Source organism: Kocuria atrinae (assembly GCF_039531425.1).
GTDB lineage: Bacteria > Actinomycetota > Actinomycetes > Actinomycetales > Micrococcaceae > Kocuria > Kocuria atrinae.
Genome location: NZ_BAAAQA010000033.1, coordinates 158,047 through 175,020, shown reverse-complemented (window position 1 = coordinate 175,020; position 16,974 = coordinate 158,047). Strand labels below are relative to the sequence as shown.

The window sequence follows — 16,974 nt, the reverse complement described above, 5'->3', positions numbered from 1 at the left end:
CGGCAAGCTCGTGCGCAGCACTCAAGCCAGCTCGCCCTTCGCCACCCGCGTCATCACGCCGATCAGCATGTCCAGCCCGGAGAGCATGTCCTGGTCAGAGGTGAATTCGTACTCGTTGTGCGTGGTGCCCTTGTGGGACGGCACGAACAGCATGACCGCGGGCATCACGTCCTTGACGTTGGTGGAATCATGGCCGGCCAGCGTCATGATCCGCGTGTACGGCAGACCCAGTTCCTGCACAACCTGCTCGGCGAGCTCCACACCCTCCGGCGCGTAGTTCTTCACGTCCCAGGCGTTACGGCTCAGAGTTTCGATCTCCACATTCGCCTCCGACGCCGCTTTGGTGACCTCCTGCGCGAAGGCCGCGTCTGCGGCGTCGAGCCGGGCGGCATCCGGGCTGCGCAGGTCGATCAACAAGCGCGCCTCCCGAGCGACCGCGACGGGAGAATTGGGCAGGATCAGCAGCTCACCGCATGAGGTGATCACGTCGTGCTCCAGCGCGATCCGGCGCGCCGCAGCAATGAGCAGCGAGGCACCCAACAGCGCGTCCTTGCGATCCTCAATCAGCGTGGCACCGGTGTGGGACTGCTCGCCGGTCACCCGGAATTCGTACTTGCGCGCACCCCACGTGGCCTCCACCAGGCCAATGGTCTGCCCGTTCTCCTCCATGGACTTGCCCTGCTCGATGTGGATCTCCACGTACGCCGCCGCCTCGGGAATGCTCTCGGTGCCACGCTGACCCAGGGTGTCGAGGGCGTCCCGCACGGTCACGCCGTGAACGTCCTCGGTGGCCAGCGCGGTCTCCAGCTCGAGTTTGCCCGTGTACACCAGGCTGCCCATCATGGAGGGCTTGAACCGGCAGCCTTCCTCGTTGAACCAGTTCACGACGCACAGGTTGTACGTGAGCTCCAGTTCCCCCGCCGACGCCGCTCGGTACAGTTCCGAGCACACGCTCGCCCCGGCGAGCACGCCGTAGGCGCCGTCGAACCGGCCGGCCCTGGGCTGGGAATCGAGGTGCGATCCGACCAGCACGTAGGGGGCGCCGGGGTGGATTTCGAACGTGCCGAACTGGTTCCCGATCTCGTCGTAGTGCACCGTGGCACCGCGCGCCGCCAACCAGCCGGCGAACCACTGACGGTTCAGACCGTCCGCGGCCGTGGCGGCCTGGCGTTCGACACCGCCGGAGTCCAGCCCGCCATTGCGGGACATGAGCTGAAAATCATGCAGGAACGACCGATGCAGTGCGGACATGAGCTCTCCCGGGATAGGAACCAGTTGCGGTCATCGTACGCGTGGGGCGGCACGCGCTCAGCGAGCGGAACGATTGTCCCCCCAGAGCTTCTCGGTACCGCTCACCAGCAGGACACCGCAGCACATCCACACCGCGGCGGCAGGGCCCAACGGAGCGGCGACCACACCGGCGAGCAGCGGGAGCACCACCTGTCCCAGCCTGTTGCCCATGAGCCGCACGGCCAGAGCGGAGCCACGCCAATTGGACGGCACGGACGTGGTGATCATGGTCATCGTCAACGGTTGTCCCAAACCCAGAAGGAAACCGCCGATGGCCAAGAATGCGGCCGTGATCCAGAAATGCTCAAAGAACAAGGGCGGGATGATCAAGGTGATGCCCGCACCGAATAAGCATGTCAGCAGGAGCGCGCGTCGGGAGAAACGCCCGGCTAACCACGGCAGAAGTATTCGGGAGGCAATGGACGCCAACCCTCTGACACCCAGCAATACACCGACCACAACGGGTGCCACACCCGCTTCTTCGCCAATGACCGGGAGGAACGCCGTGAGGATGTCCAGCATGGCCAGCAAGGACAGTGCCGCGAGCATGTGGGAACCCACGCGGGGAACCTTGAGCACTCCGAGCACCGTGGGCTTTTCCGCCGAGGCCTGGCCGATCTGGCCGGTGCGTGGTTGGCCGGGGAGCGATGTCGTCGATCTGGGTGGCGTGAACCGGAAGATCAGGAGCGGCACGGCGAAAAGCGACAGCGCGGTGCCTATCGACAGGGCCTGATTGACATCAGCTAAGCGTTCTGCGGAATCGACCCCGGTGCTCCGACCCACCAACCAGCCACCCAAGAGGGGCCCAATCATCTGCCCGGCGGAAAAGGCTGCGGTGAACCATCCGAACCCCTTGTCCAAATCACGATCTGCGGCGTAACGGGCAATAGCCGCCTGCCCGCCAATAGTGAAACATAAGTGGCCCATACCCAGCACCACGCTGGCGGCCACAATGGCCCACACCGTGGGAGAAGCTGCCAACAGTGCCCCACCGGCAACCAGCAGTCCCACCCCGGTCAGCGTCAGGAGTTTCAATTGCGGGGCCCGATCCGAGTACCGACCGAGCCACACGGCGGTGAAAAGCGGAACCAGGGCGTAGGCGGCCGTGGTGAGACCAATGGTCACGGAGTCCGCGTGCAGCGCGAGCAGCTTGTAGGAGGTGACCGGGCGTAACAGGTTCACCGTGGACTGGGTGAGCACCGCGCAGGCCACCAAGAGCCACAACCACACCGCTGAACCAGAACCGCGGGTGGAATCAATCACCGGTACCCACCCATTTCCTGCGCCTACCGGTCACGACACCCGGCCCGGCCATGATCAACCGCGGATCCGCTCCCTGATCCGACGTGCGAGCCGCACGGCGCCGTCGACCAGTTCCTCCGCGCGCTCGACGTCGGCGTTCAGCTCCTCCCGCGTCGCATGGTCCTTGAGCGAGGCCAGGTTGGTCTCGATCGTCGCCATGGCCGTGGCAATGGCGGCCCGGATAGCCTCGGCGGCCGCGGCCACGTCGCTGAGAACATTGGGGTTGACCCACGTCTCCAGCTCGCGGGTCAGCTCGAGCACCTCGGCGCCCACGTCCACGAGATCCCGCGGTGACCGCGCGGCGCCCACGGTTGCCTCCTGGATCGCACCGGACCGCTCGGACTGTTCCTGGTCCGAGTCCTTGGGCAGTGCGTACGCCGCGGAGAGAGCGCCGAAAGCATCGGCGTCCGCGTCGGCCAGGTGCAGGGCCGCGGGGATGAGCTCCTCGGCGCGCCCGGCCGCGTGCCGGGCATCCTCGGCATGCTCCGGGGCGGTGGTGTAGCGGGCGGACATGCCGACCAGGGCCGCACCCAGCGCGAGTTGCAAGGCCGCGGCGGCTCCCCCGCCCGGGGCGGGCTCGTCCGAGGCCATGCGCTCGACGTAGGCCCTGATGTTCTGCGAGTCGATCACGGTCGCTCCTCCGGGATACGGATCGGGTACGGGCACGGCGAGCCCGAGGGCGGCCGCGGACAACGACCCGAGTCTAGACGCTATGGACCCCACTCCGAGCGTGGCCGCTCCGGGGCTCAGGTCCCGCAGAAGGTGCGGTAGGGCCCGAAGTCCTCGGGTGCGGGTGCCGCGTAGCGTTGCAGGTCGGGGCGGTCGTCGTGTTTCCGACCCCGCCTCTGCCGGGCTCATCCCCGCGAGCGCGGGGAGCACGCCATGAAACGCAACGTCCGGCTAGCCATGCCGGGCTCATCCCCGCGAGCGCGGGGAGCACAGAACCCGGAACCCACGTTTGAGGGTGACCCGGGGCTCATCCCCGCGAGCGCGGGGAGCACAGAACCCGGAACCCACGTTTGAGGGTGACCCGGGGCTCATCCCCGCGAGCGCGGGGAGCACGTCGGTGGGGTCATCGGTTCAGCATTGCGGATGGGCTCATCCCCGCGAGCGCGGGGAGCACTTCAGTCCAGAGCATCACGGCTCCTCCTCACGTGGGCTCATCCCCGCGAGCGCGGGGAGCACTGCGCCCCGGTGACGATGCCAGACCACGCCGCGGGCTCATCCCCGCGAGCGCGGGGAGCACATCGCTTTCACGGTGCTGGGGATAGCGTCCAAGGGCTCATCCCCGCGAGCGCGGGGAGCACTCGTGGCTGACTTACGGGCAAGTGCCCTGAGTGGGCTCATCCCCGCGAGCGCGGGGAGCACGCTGACAAGCTCTCGTTGTTGTCCCGTGAGGGGGGCTCATCCCCGCGAGCGCGGGGAGCACACGGACTCTTGTCGCTGGCGAACGCCCTCGGGGGGCTCATCCCCGCGAGCGCGGGGAGCACCCCAGTCGTCGCGTGCCTCATACTTGGCGCATGGGCTCATCCCCGCGAGCGCGGGGAGCACGCACTGTTACGTGTGCCCGTGTTGGCACAGGAGGGCTCATCCCCGCGAGCGCGGGGAGCACGAGTCGGCGGCCGCGATGCTCGGCCTGCAGGGCGGCTCATCCCCGCGAGCGCGGGGAGCACTCGCCGTCCTTAGTCTTGGACCACACGAGCCAGGGCTCATCCCCGCGAGCGCGGGGAGCACGTCTTGGGCGAGGCCCTTGAACTGGCCCATGAGGGCTCATCCCCGCGAGCGCGGGGAGCACCATGCAGGTCCAACACACCAGGGTCACCCAGCGGGCTCATCCCCGCGAGCGCGGGGAGCACCCTGTTGGAGGCTATGCCCGAGCTTGTTGCACGGGCTCATCCCCGCGAGCGCGGGGAGCACGGGATCTTGCCGTCCCAGCGGGAGGTCTTGCCGGGCTCATCCCCGCGAGCGCGGGGAGCACAGGTTCTGACCAATACCAATCGTGACCTTATCGGGCTCATCCCCGCGAGCGCGGGGAGCACTGGCTTATGAGATGGTTCACCTAGAGCGGCGGGGGCTCATCCCCGCGAGCGCGGGGAGCACGGGTATCGGAGACGGCGCCGGAGATCCCGAAAAGGCTCATCCCCGCGAGCGCGGGGAGCACTGGTGTCCGGGTATCTCGCGGAAGTCTTTGCCGGGCTCATCCCCGCGAGCGCGGGGAGCACGAGTCGGCGGCCGCGATGCTCGGCCTGCAGGGCGGCTCATCCCCGCGAGCGCGGGGAGCACTCGCCGTCCTTAGTCTTGGACCACACGAGCCAGGGCTCATCCCCGCGAGCGCGGGGAGCACTGACCCCTGCCGTGGCTGACTCATGGGCTGACAGGCTCATCCCCGCGAGCGCGGGGAGCACACAACGGCCAATACATTTTCGACCGCGCAGACGGGCTCATCCCCGCGAGCGCGGGGAGCACCATGCAGGTCCAACACACCAGGGTCACCCAGCGGGCTCATCCCCGCGAGCGCGGGGAGCACCCTGTTGGAGGCTATGCCCGAGCTTGTTGCACGGGCTCATCCCCGCGAGCGCGGGGAGCACCGACTTGTCCAGCTTCACCCCGCCAGGCTGCGGGGCTCATCCCCGCGAGCGCGGGGAGCACCGACTTGTCCAGCTTCACCCCGCCAGGCTGCGGGGCTCATCCCCGCGAGCGCGGGGAGCACGGGATCTTGCCGTCCCAGCGGGAGGTCTTGCCGGGCTCATCCCCGCGAGCGCGGGGAGCACCTGCGGCACACCGGCCTCACCACCCTCAGACCCGGGCTCATCCCCGCGAGCGCGGGGAGCACAGGTTCTGACCAATACCAATCGTGACCTTATCGGGCTCATCCCCGCGAGCGCGGGGAGCACGTTCTGCAACGCCTTACGATCCTCAGCTGTCAGGGCTCATCCCCGCGAGCGCGGGGAGCACAGAGGGACACTCCCAGATCCACCTGGATATGTGGGCTCATCCCCGCGAGCGCGGGGAGCACTCAACACCCGGGCGCGGTATGCGCTTGGGCTTGGGCTCATCCCCGCGAGCGCGGGGAGCACGAGGTAGCTTCATCCTTCTCTGCGTGATTGGTGGGCTCATCCCCGCGAGCGCGGGGAGCACTGGGTCGGTCAGGCGGATCGTGTCGCTCAGATGGGGCTCATCCCCGCGAGCGCGGGGAGCACGGGGCCGGGCTTGCCCGGGGCGGGGGTGTTCTGGGCTCATCCCCGCGAGCGCGGGGAGCACGTCCTGCAACGCCTTACGATCCTCAGTTGTCAGGGCTCATCCCCGCGAGCGCGGGGAGCACATTTACCGGGAAGCGATTGATGAGCTGGTTCCGGGCTCATCCCCGCGAGCGCGGGGAGCACCTGGCGATGGGCGCGGAAAAGGTCGACGGCGAGGGCTCATCCCCGCGAGCGCGGGGAGCACCATTTGTTCCCGCAACGCTGATTGGCTTGGTTGGGCTCATCCCCGCGAGCGCGGGGAGCACTCCCGTAAGGATTCGCTCGTAGATATCTCCCCGGGCTCATCCCCGCGAGCGCGGGGAGCACGGGAATAGCGTCCAAGTTCGTCCACGTGCGGGGGGCTCATCCCCGCGAGCGCGGGGAGCACTCCCCCGGCTGCGAGCGCGCGGGGGTGAGGACGGGCTCATCCCCGCGAGCGCGGGGAGCACTGGCGGCGACGGTGGCCCACCGTGTGGCTGTGGGGCTCATCCCCGCGAGCGCGGGGAGCACTGATTTGTCGTAGTTGACCGGTAACCATTTAGCGGGCTCATCCCCGCGAGCGCGGGGAGCACCGGTGTTGGACACTGATGGTGACCCGTTGACGGGGCTCATCCCCGCGAGCGCGGGGAGCACGACCGAGAACCGTGTGGCCCAGCTTCAGGGTGCGGGCTCATCCCCGCGAGCGCGGGGAGCACTCGGGTTCCTCGCTGATCACTCGGACACTATTGGGCTCATCCCCGCGAGCGCGGGGAGCACGTGTACCAACCGCGGATTGGTAACACCTCAACGGGCTCATCCCCGCGAGCGCGGGGAGCACGTTTACGTCGATCCCGGCGCGGACAGCGAGTGGGGCTCATCCCCGCGAGCGCGGGGAGCACTCCTTGAACGCCGTACGCGTCCAATCCACCGGGGGCTCATCCCCGCGAGCGCGGGGAGCACAGAGGGACACTCCCAGATCCACCTGGATATGTGGGCTCATCCCCGCGAGCGCGGGGAGCACTCAACACCCGGGCGCGGTATGCGCTTGGGCTTGGGCTCATCCCCGCGAGCGCGGGGAGCACCACGTTCCTGGATACGACGAGACCGCGCTGACGGGCTCATCCCCGCGAGCGCGGGGAGCACGTGGAGATGATCGCCCACACCACCTTGGACTGGGGCTCATCCCCGCGAGCGCGGGGAGCACACGGTCCGCTGATGCAGCCATAGGTGCGACTCGGGCTCATCCCCGCGAGCGCGGGGAGCACTCTTGGGTGTTATTGAGGACGGCAAGAAGGTTGGGCTCATCCCCGCGAGCGCGGGGAGCACGGCGTCGTGGCGCACGTGGTGGGCGGCTACCTGGGCTCATCCCCGCGAGCGCGGGGAGCACAGATCGCCGCGTATTACGGCATCCCGCGTGACGGGCTCATCCCCGCGAGCGCGGGGAGCACGGATACCCCGCGAGGTAGTGCCCATATCGTTTGGGCTCATCCCCGCGAGCGCGGGGAGCACCGGTCATCGTGACCCCCATTTCTTGTCGAGCTGGGCTCATCCCCGCGAGCGCGGGGAGCACCTGGTGTCATCTGGTTCTGCAAAGAGTTCCGGGGGCTCATCCCCGCGAGCGCGGGGAGCACTTGCCTACGTCTAACCAGTACAAGCAGGCGTGGGGCTCATCCCCGCGAGCGCGGGGAGCACTCTCAAGGCAACTTCGCTCGCGAGACTGACACGGGCTCATCCCCGCGAGCGCGGGGAGCACACCTATTTGTGATGCTGGGTAGAGCTCCTTGCCGGCTCATCCCCGCGAGCGCGGGGAGCACTCGGTTACGGCTTGGTCGAGGGCGTCGGCCGCGGGCTCATCCCCGCGAGCGCGGGGAGCACCCCATCGGTAAATGGTTCCAGGTGCTCACCCTGGGCTCATCCCCGCGAGCGCGGGGAGCACACTTGCTAACCTGCGGCGATGCCGCGATATGTGCCATTCCGCGTGCAGCTTACCAACACTTCATTCGTTCCTAGATTGGCGCCGCCATGACGGTTGTCGAGCGGACTTCTGACGGCTGGCGACACTCCAGCCTCGTCTTCGAGTAGGACCCGACCCCGGAGTAGCCGGACGCTTCATCAGGGTGAGACCGTCCAAGTCAATCGGGGTCCAGTCGTGTCGGTGGACTTTAAAGCGTAGGCGCTGTTCACCATCTGAGGAATAAACCATGATGGCTCGCCCGTCCTTGGACAGCTCCGTCACCCGCTCCCAGAGGAGCCCTCGGACGCGTGCGCTGCCCTGCCCCACGAACACCCCGGGGCTGATTTCCAGCAGCCACTTGGTGAGGTCCCCACGCAGGCCGGCTGGGCAGGCGGACAGCACCATGACGATCATGACGCGTCCCCCTCATAGTTAGCACCCGACGGAACTTCACCGCTGTCCGACCAGAGAGAAACTCGGTCCTCCTGGTACCACTCCTCATCAAGGACCGGCAACAGTAAGCGAGAAACATCGCGGGCGGCCCGTTCCAGCAGGCGGTGCTTGACTACCGCGTCACGCACCGCTCGGCGGACGTCCTGAGCGGGCTCGGCCGCGCCCGCGGCCACCACGTCGAACGCGGCCGGGATCACGACCTCCGCCTTGTACAAGTCAGCCACGTCATAGACGAAAGACCTGTCGTTGCCCGTGTGAATGAATCCAAGACCCGGCGCGCACCCCAATGCAACAACAACGGAGTGAACAATTCCGTACAGGCACGAGTTAGCGGCGGTCAACGCCTGGTTGATGAAGTCATCAAGCTCCATTTCCCCCGGCCGGTACTCCCGCTTGGTCCACGGGACTCCGGTGCGCTCGGAGTGCACCCGGTAGACCTTGCGGATCCGAGCGCCCTCCCGGCCCCGGAGCTGTGACATGGTCAATGAAGATACATCTTCCCCGGGGAACCGCTGTTCGTACATTGCCCGGGCCACGGCCAGCCGGGTCCTTTGGTTGGAGACCAACCTTGCTTGGGCCTCCAGCAACCTCGAGCTGCGGGCGAGGGACCGGCCGTGGGCGTAGTAGCGCACGCCGTTCTCGCCCACCCACACAGCCGTGGCGCCGCAGTCCCCCAGGAGGGATATCGCCGCATGAGTCACTCGTGTGCCCGGACCCAGGAGTAACGCACCGAGTGTCGCCGCGGGCACGTGCACCGTGCCCTCCTGGTCGGTGACCGTGATCGCGTTGGCGTCGCGGTGCACCGTACAGCGTTCCACGTAGACGAAGGAGAGCCGGTCCTCCACTCTCAGCAGCTCCGTCAGATCCGGCGGTGGTGTTCCTCTTGGTCGTCCCACGGTCTCACCCCGCCACGCGCTGGAGGGTGAGCAAGCCACACCCATAGGCTTTGCCGCGACCGATCCCGCCGGTCATAGCTGACCTCAACAGTTCCACATTGGTCACACGCAAGACACCGTCGAACTGGGCCTGCCGCAGCGTCACCGCCCGCCGCGTCCCGGCGTGCTGGTCCGCCCGGCCGAACCGGACGTCGTCGCGCTGGGACACCGCAACCTCGGGGACCGGCTTTTCGACGTCCGCCGCGGGAGCACCGAGGGCCGAGTGCCGGATTTCAAACCCGTGCCGGGGCGCTTTCTCCAGCAGCCAAGCGGTCTGTTGGTCTGCGGTCACGTGCGGCAGCACTTTACCCCGCTCGCCTTTCCGGCGGGCGTTCTTCACCGGATTGGCCCGCAAGCGGAAGCCCCACTCCTGCCCGAGCGTCAGCCGCCCGAGTAACCTGTCGTAGTCGGCGCTCTCCCACGGGCTGGTGGCCCATCCTGCCTGCTCGACCACGTGTGTGAGGTCAGGCTCGCGCGGGCTCACCACGTAGAGCGTGTACTGCGGGTGCTGGGCATCTAGGCGCCACAGCACTCGCCCGTCCTCATTTCCTCCTCCGGGTGGAAAGGCGGCCATGACCGCTGCGTGCATGGCCTGGGGGTTGCTCAGGAGCTTTCGACCACCACGCTTCTGCGGGTTGAGATACAAACGCGAGAAGCTGGTCACGAGGTCATCACCGCCTCCATGAACGGATCTCCCTCACCGACGCCCCAGGGGTTGTCGATATCCACAGGATCGGCGGCGTGCACGGTCCGCCAGGAGTACTGCCGGTGCTGGGGGTCGTAGCTGACCGGGTGGTCCCGAAGGCTGTCCCCCTCCTCGTGGGGAGTGGCGTCTCGCAGCAGGGCCAGACGCACGAGCCGCGGCTTGGTCCGGCGGTACCAGTCCGCGGCCTGCCAGGGTTCTACCCGCAGCGACTCTTCGACGTTCCCGTCCCGCAGTCCCACGAGGAGATCGGGCCCGGCCGGGCACGAGCGTCGACCGAGGAACAGCGGGAAAGTCGGCCGTCGTACGGCGTCGACCAGGCCGGCGAGCAGAGGTTTTGGACCGGACACCGCTCCGAGGAACACCGCATCCGAGAGATAGTACCGATGGGTCAATGCCTGTGATTTACCGGTCCGCCAGTCGATGGCGGTCTGAAAGTCGCGCACCAGGGTGCCCGGTTGGTCAACGCGCACCCCGAATTGGAGGTCCGCCAAGTCCTCGACGGGATCCGACCGTCGACGACCTTGCGCCGCCGCCAATAGGCCGACGACGCCCGACTTGGTCGGCTCGTGGTGCGTCGCCCTGGTGGCGAACCGACTCTGCACGCCCCAGGCCTGCATCGGAGCCTTGAACTTGAGCAGTAGCGACATCGTCATGCCCGCTCCCGTTCATCGTTCACCGGCAGGGTGGCGCGAAGACCGTCGAGGAGCCGACTCAAGGTGACCTTCTCCCCCACCTCGGACAGGGACTGTGCCAGATCGCCGACCGCCACGAACCACGAGGCCACCGGCCGGGTGTCGTAGGCCGCGTCAATCTCGGTGGCCTCTCTGGCCAGGCGAGCGGCGGCATCGTATCGGCGGCCACGCTCGCCGTCCGTGACCACGGGAGTCTCGAAGGCGTTGACGTAGGAGACGGGCCGGTCCTCGCGCACGGAGACCAACACGACCTCGGGAAGTGTGCGATTCGCAAAGGTGTTCTGTTTGCCTGTAGGCATGGACTCTACGAAGCTGCGCACGAACGCCACGGTGGCCTCCGTGGCCGCGCGGATATCACCCAGGTTCTCAATGAGCGCCTGCAAATCCACCGTGGCATAGCGGTAAAGGGTCGAAGACATCATCTGGATCGTGCCGATCATCCCGGCGCCGCTCTCCTCTGCCGCCTCCGCAGCGTCGTCTACGGCGGTGAAGTAATCGAACTCCGGCTCCGAGGCGTGAACGCCAATGGCGTGGGCCACCTGCACCGCGGCGTCCACATTGTAGTCGGGGGCCTCCGCCACCATGCGCCCGAACATGGCAATGTCCACACTGTGCTCTGAATCGAGCAGGGCCGCGGCCTCTCTCTTGCTCAGCTTGGCACCCTCGTTTGCCACAACGGCCTCGGCTAGGCGTTGGATCTGCCGGGCGCTGAGGAACAACAGGTAGCCCGCCTCGGGGTCGCGCTGAACCTGATCCTCGCCCTTCTTCACCGTCTTCTTCTCGACCTTGATCCCAGCGGCGGAGAACGCCGCCTCCACGGCGGTGACGGCCCTGTCCCGTTCCCAGTCCGGGGCAATCTGCTTGATCACGTCCACTACTTGCCCGACCACGCGTTTGGTGCGAACCCCCAGTTGGTCGGCGGGAAGGTGCTTGCCCAAGTCCCGGCGGATGGTCCGTTTCCAGGCCTGTGAGGAGACCCGTTGGCGAGGAACCCCACCGAAGGTCGCGGTCTTAGGAGCTCCCGTGTCGTCCCGGTTGACGTTGCTCGGGGGAAGGGTGTGCAGGGCGTGAACGTCGATGAACAGGCTCATGTCATGATCCTTTCGGAGAGGGGTCTGGGCAAAGGTCAGGCGACAGGTTGGGACTGGGACTCGGAACGGGTCAAGGAGAGGCCGCGGGCGAACTCTCGACCCCAGGAGAGCGCAACGCGATCCCAACCGCCGCGGTCCCGGGTCCGGGCGAGGTCCTGGGCCAGGCGCCCGTAATCCGCCGGGATCTGTTCGGCCCGGAGCAGGGTGACCAGCGACCGGAGGTTGTGCATTAGCCCACCGGTGGTCCGGGTCAGAAGCAGAGCGTCGAAGCGAGGCTTGATGGACTCACTGTCCCGACGCTGCGCCAGCCGCCCAACCGCGTAGCCGATTCCCATCCGGTTCTCGTGCATGGCCTTCGACTGTGACTGCTGGTGCACGGCAAAGAGGGTCAGCGCCGTGAACGCGGCCCACTCCGATCGGGAGGGGGCATCCCCCCGCCCCAGATACGTCTCGGGTAAGTCGGGGAGGACCCGTTCGAGGACGAGCCCCCAGGCCAGCGGGTCCTTTTCCGGGGAAGCGCCGGCGGCGCGGCGCAGGACGGCCAGGTCCCTCCGAGCCGCCGCGGCCCTACCGTGGTCCTGTCCCAGGAGGTCGTTCTCTAGGCTCCGAGCGGCGCGTCCCACGACGGCCATCAACGGTGGGATTGGGTTGTCGGTCATTGGTCCTCTCCTTCTGTCGGTGTGTCTGTCGCGGCCGTGGCATCCGGCAATGGTTCGCCCGGGAGATGCTGTCGGAGATCCGCGCGGAGGGCGCCTTCGGCGGTTGCCGAGGAGATGAGATGTGGCCTTCCCTTGGCGTCTTGGACCATCCGTCCGACGACCGCCTTGGGGCCCGCTCCCTTTTGCAGGACGGCCGCCTCTTCCAGGACGACGCGTTCGACCAGGCCGAACCACCGTCCCCGTTGCACCACCGGGTCGCTGTTCTCGTCGATCTCGGACAACCAGTCCTTGAACGGGGCGTCAAGCCGGTGCAGGATGCCCTCCGTCCGATGTGGCTGGAATGCGTACTCCCCGCCTGTGGCCTGCAGCAGGCGGCCGGCGTACCGTCCGAGGTCGACGGCGGCCTCGGTGGTGGCGCGCCCGGCGTCCACGATGGCCTTGGCCGTGCGGGAATCCTTACTCATGAGGGTTCCGAGACGGACGGTGAGGGTCTCATGCACTGTGTCGGCAACTGACGAGCTCTGTGTGCCGTAGACCATCCCCACCAGCTCGACCCCCACGAGGTGATCCTGGGGGAGCGCTCGATCGTGGCGCACGGTGTGCAACCAGGCGATCGTTGCTGGCGGTTTGGGCTGCAGTTCCCGCGGAGCCTCCTGCAGCACACCCTCGCGGACCAGCAGTGGCGTCAGACCGCGCCACAGGGTCCTCGCCGCGTCGTGCTGTTGCGGCATATGCACGGTACGTGCCTTGCTCGACTGGTTGCGGCTGTAGCGATAGGCGGTCATGGGATCGGCGAACTGGTTCTTCGTCTCGATCCGGTCCCCGTTGGAGACCAGGACACCCGTGACCCGGTCATCGTCCGGGAAGAGCCGCACGCGGCGGGACTGCCAGGTGAGAACATCGCACGGACCGGTGGGGAACTCGACGCCGCGCGGGGCGGCGTTATGCGGCTCCTGCTCCCACGCGGGCAGGTCTTCCTCCTCTCGCTCCGCAATCACTGCATGAGGTGCCGTGTTAAGAACCAAGGTCTCGGCGAGGGTTCGCCCATGCAGCACCACACCACCGGTCGAGCCGACCCATCCAGTGCCGATCGGGTATCCCTTGCCGCCCTTGACGCGGGGATCGCCCTCCGCACCGGACTTGATACCCGAGTAATCCCACGCCTGCACGTGGACGAGCCAGCGCGCCGCCTCAGCGAACCCGAGCGCGTCGAAGGACACTCCGGCTCGCACCGAGAGGTAGTCGGACTCGGCGTCGGTCAACAACCGGCGCACGCCACCGTGCTCGCCTTTCTTGGTGTGCAGATCGGCCACCTGCATGAAGGGCGCCGCGGCGTCGAACAGGTCGAACCGGTGCCGCCACTGCTCCAGATAGGCCCTGATCCGCTGGACCTGGGTCTCTCCGCCGGCGGCGTCGAAGGCATCCTCCCACCACTCGTCGACGTCCGCCCCGGGACCGACAAGACCGGGGTCATCGCGGTGGGCGCGCCAGAAGATCACCAGCAGCACGCGCAGCAGCGCGTAATCCTGGGTGGGCAGCTCACCGGAGATCCGCCGGATCTGACGCGATCGTTCGAAAACTTCCCCCAGGGAAAGCTCCGTCACTGAGCCGTCTAGCATCGTGCACGGGAGCCACGGCTGCTCTACAAGATCGAACTGCGGTGGCGAGTCGGTCGTCATGCGTTGTCCTTCCGGGAAGGGCCCAAGTCCACAAGACCGAGCTCACGGGTGTACTGCAGGTCGCGTCCGGCCAGGGTGACACGCAGGTCTTCGTCCAGCACCAACCCCAGCTGACCGCGCAGCACCGGCGACTGCGCCCAGCCCACGGGCGTGGTGCGCTCCAAGTGCTCGAGCGCAGGATCGAAAACCCACGGTTTCGAGAAGGCCCGCGGGAGGCGCACCGAGGAGGTTGCGAGAACCCGGGCCGTTCCGGGCTCGGGGCACTGGTCGGGGTAGAAAACGACATCCCCCGATTCTTCGCCCAGCCAGGGCAGCGGCCGGTATCCGCCGGGCGCACCCTGGACGAGCAGGACCTCCAAAGTTGGATCGGTGTCGCGCACCTGCGCCGCCCCCTTGACCTCGGCCAACGGGCCGGAGTCGATCTCCGCCGCCTGTTCCTCGAAGATCTCGCCCATCACCCGGTGGGCGGAGTGCGGACCGGGGAACTGGAAGGTCCCGGCGCGCCGGCGTGCCTCCGTGCGGGCCGCGTCCAGCTCCGCCGACGCCGCGTCATGGCGCTCTGTCCACGCGTCCGGCACGATGGGTGACTCTACATACGTCTGCTGGACCAAGTGCGGAATCCGCTCGGGGATAGCCAGTAGTTCCCCATTCAGGTGCGGCCGCAGCGCCGCCCAGCTGCGGAGCAGCACGGCTTCCGTGTAGACCAGCGTGCAGTGCTCGTCGAACGTCGGCGCCGTCCGCTCGTCCCCCTCGGAGATCACTCCGCGGACCATGACTTGGGGTACCCGCGCGTGGTCCGGGCGGTCCGACGCCGGTCGACGGTGACGATGCAGACGGCCGATGCGTTGCAGGAAAAGGTCGGTGGGGGCCACGTCGGTGACGACCACATCGAAGTCCAAATCCAACGACTGCTCCACCACCTGGGTTGCCACGACCACGCGCCGCCGTGGCCGCCCGTCATCCCGATGCGCTTTCGGCCCCAACTGTTTAACGAGTTCCTGCTCCGCGGCCACGCGGTCGGAGGCGATAAAGCGGGCGTGAAGTAAGCGGAGATCCTCGCCCACAACGGGCTGCAGCAATTCGTAGGCGGACTGGGCCCGCGCCACGGTGTTGCACAGGACCAGCGCGCAGCCGCCCCCGGCAACCACGGGGGCCAACGCGGTGAGTAGCGCACGCCCGTCGTCATCGATCACCCGGCACTCAACGGAGGTCTGGGCGGACGGTGGCTCGACCTCCCAGGTCCGTGTTCCGGCTGCGCTGACCGTGGTAACGAGGGGATACGTAGCGTCGCCCGTACCGATCTTCGTGGGCGGGACGGCCGGATCCAGCCCCCTCCGGTAGGCAGCGAGCAGCCGCGTCCGGGTGCCCCGAGGAAGCGTGGCCGAGAGCAGCACCACGGGTGCGCCGTACGCGGCCAACCATTCCAGGGCCCTCTCCAGGTAGGAGGACATGTACTCGTCATAAGCGTGGACCTCGTCCACAACCACCACTTTGTCCGCCAGGCCCAGGTGGCGCAGCATTGCGTGCTTGGACTGCAGGGCCAGGAAGAGAACCTGGTCCACGGTGCCCACCACGAAGTTCGCCAGGATTCCCTTCTTCCGGCCCCAGAGCCACTGGTGGGCGATCACATCCCCCTGGCCGCGGCCTCCCGCATTCTCCTCAATACCCCGGATCCACGCGCGGCGCGGCATGCGCGTGAAGGACTCATTGAGAGTGTTCTTGGAGTGGCCCAAGTACATCGAGGCCAGCTGCCCCTCCCCCACGGCAGTACGTGCCCAGCGCTGGACCCGGGTGAAAAGGGCGTCGGACGTGGCCATCGTGGGAGCGGCCACCATGAGGCCGCCCCTACCGGTGGTGGCGGCCATGACCTCGGCGGCGAGGAGGGCTGCCTCTGTTTTGCCCTGGCCCATCGGTGCCTCGATGCACATGAGGCTCGGGCCGCTCATGGAGCGGGCGGCGTCCAGGGCCACGACCTGCATGGGATGGGGCACGGTGCTCTGCGGCCAACCGAAGCGGCGGCGGTAGGCCTCCTCGGCCGTCTCCGCCGCGTGCTGCTCCGTCTGCCACGGGCGGTTGAGGTCGATGGCAGCCATCCCCTCCCGTCGGCGGTTCTCCTGATCCGGGTCCACGGCCATCGGGAAGGCATCGGGGTTCGAGGCGATCCAGTCGGTGACGATCACGATGCCGGTCAGGATCATCTGGGTCTTGACGGGCAGCTTGCGCCGGAGCACGGCGGCGAGGGCCTGTTCGGCGCCCGTGTCCTGGGTGATGAGCTCCAACAACTCCGCCCACACGGATTCCCACTCGGGCCCGTGGGTGGGAAGATTGCTCTCCACCTGGCGATGGTCCGTGCTCATGATGGGGATGCCGTGGTGGGCTCCGCTGATAGCCGCGACGGTCCGTGCATTCCGCGGTTTTGCCTCGAAGCGATTGCACAGCCACTGCTCGATGATTACCGCACTGCCCCAGGAATGCGGAAACCAATCGAGCTTGGGGACCGAGGCGGGGAGGTCAAGACCCGCGTCCCGGATCCGCCGAGCAAAGTCGGACAGTTCGCGGCGCTTCTCCAACTGGGCGGCGAAGGGGTGGGTGGCCTTGCCGATGTCGTGGGTTCCGGCGAGCCACGCCACGAGGGCGCGGGTGCCCTCGGTATCCAGGCCAACCTGATTAGAGATCCACTGCTTCGTGGCCGTGGAGAGCCACTCGTCCCAAAGCTGCCGCGCAACTCCAGCGCTGTCTCGCAGATGCTGAGGCAAGTTGAGCCACCCGCTCTCGTCCCCGGACTTCGCCCACAGCGACCGGGAAGCATGAGACAGCTGCACCCAACTCATTTGTGCCATGGCCCACCACCTCCGCACCATGCCCGGGCCGCAAGAGGGGGACGACCAAGTACATAAATTTGCAGCAACACAGCACGTGACCATCAGGGTGGCACGCCCGTAGGACATTTGCTGGAAGACACACCGCGAGGCATCAACCGGAATAAGAAGTTACG

At 67.4% G+C, this 16,974-nt stretch carries 11 protein-coding genes and 1 CRISPR repeat array; all 11 genes read right to left on the bottom strand.

Annotation, left to right across the window (positions count from 1 at the left end; genetic code table 11):
• Window positions 1–21: 21 nt before the first annotated feature.
• The gene (locus tag ABD283_RS13355) at window positions 22–1,251 is read right to left on the bottom strand and encodes a M20 family metallo-hydrolase (protein ID WP_315275840.1); all 1,230 of its coding nucleotides are present in this window, start codon (window positions 1,249–1,251) and stop codon (window positions 22–24) included.
• A 57-nt stretch (window positions 1,252–1,308) separates the two neighbouring features.
• On the bottom strand, window positions 1,309–2,553 hold the full coding sequence (locus tag ABD283_RS13350) for an MFS transporter (protein ID WP_315275838.1): 1,245 nt from the start codon (window positions 2,551–2,553) through the stop codon (window positions 1,309–1,311).
• Between the two features lie 54 nt (window positions 2,554–2,607).
• Window positions 2,608–3,285, bottom strand: coding sequence for a cyclodeaminase/cyclohydrolase family protein (locus ABD283_RS13345; protein ID WP_344225454.1), 678 nt, complete (start codon window positions 3,283–3,285; stop codon window positions 2,608–2,610).
• Between the two features lie 157 nt (window positions 3,286–3,442).
• Window positions 3,443–7,746: direct repeats of the CRISPR family, unit length 29 nt; unit sequence GGGCTCATCCCCGCGAGCGCGGGGAGCAC.
• Window positions 7,747–7,806: 60 nt separating this feature from the next.
• Window positions 7,807–8,169: a type I-E CRISPR-associated endoribonuclease Cas2e gene (gene cas2e, locus ABD283_RS13340; RefSeq protein ID WP_315276027.1), complete on the bottom strand. Its 363-nt coding sequence runs from the start codon at window positions 8,167–8,169 to the stop codon at window positions 7,807–7,809.
• Between the two features lie 5 nt (window positions 8,170–8,174).
• Complete coding sequence (cas1e, locus tag ABD283_RS13335; RefSeq protein ID WP_390883687.1) at window positions 8,175–9,158, bottom strand: type I-E CRISPR-associated endonuclease Cas1e; 984 nt, start codon at window positions 9,156–9,158, stop codon at window positions 8,175–8,177.
• Window positions 9,118–9,816, bottom strand: coding sequence for a type I-E CRISPR-associated protein Cas6/Cse3/CasE (cas6e, locus tag ABD283_RS13330; RefSeq protein WP_315275832.1), 699 nt, complete (start codon window positions 9,814–9,816; stop codon window positions 9,118–9,120). The genes cas1e and cas6e overlap by 41 nt, the downstream gene beginning before the upstream one ends.
• Complete coding sequence (cas5e, locus tag ABD283_RS13325; RefSeq protein ID WP_315275830.1) at window positions 9,813–10,511, bottom strand: type I-E CRISPR-associated protein Cas5/CasD; 699 nt, start codon at window positions 10,509–10,511, stop codon at window positions 9,813–9,815. Before cas5e ends, cas6e begins: the two co-directional genes overlap by 4 nt.
• Window positions 10,508–11,641: a type I-E CRISPR-associated protein Cas7/Cse4/CasC gene (gene cas7e / locus ABD283_RS13320; RefSeq protein WP_315275827.1), complete on the bottom strand. Its 1,134-nt coding sequence runs from the start codon at window positions 11,639–11,641 to the stop codon at window positions 10,508–10,510. Before cas7e ends, cas5e begins: the two co-directional genes overlap by 4 nt.
• 35 nt (window positions 11,642–11,676) lie before the next feature.
• On the bottom strand, window positions 11,677–12,300 hold the full coding sequence (gene casB, locus ABD283_RS13315; RefSeq protein WP_315275825.1) for a type I-E CRISPR-associated protein Cse2/CasB: 624 nt from the start codon (window positions 12,298–12,300) through the stop codon (window positions 11,677–11,679).
• The gene (gene casA / locus ABD283_RS13310) at window positions 12,297–13,979 is read right to left on the bottom strand and encodes a type I-E CRISPR-associated protein Cse1/CasA (RefSeq protein ID WP_315275822.1); all 1,683 of its coding nucleotides are present in this window, start codon (window positions 13,977–13,979) and stop codon (window positions 12,297–12,299) included. The genes casB and casA overlap by 4 nt, the downstream gene beginning before the upstream one ends.
• On the bottom strand, window positions 13,976–16,819 hold the full coding sequence (gene cas3 / locus ABD283_RS13305; protein WP_315275820.1) for a CRISPR-associated helicase Cas3': 2,844 nt from the start codon (window positions 16,817–16,819) through the stop codon (window positions 13,976–13,978). The genes casA and cas3 overlap by 4 nt, the downstream gene beginning before the upstream one ends.
• Window positions 16,820–16,974: the final 155 nt, after the last annotated feature.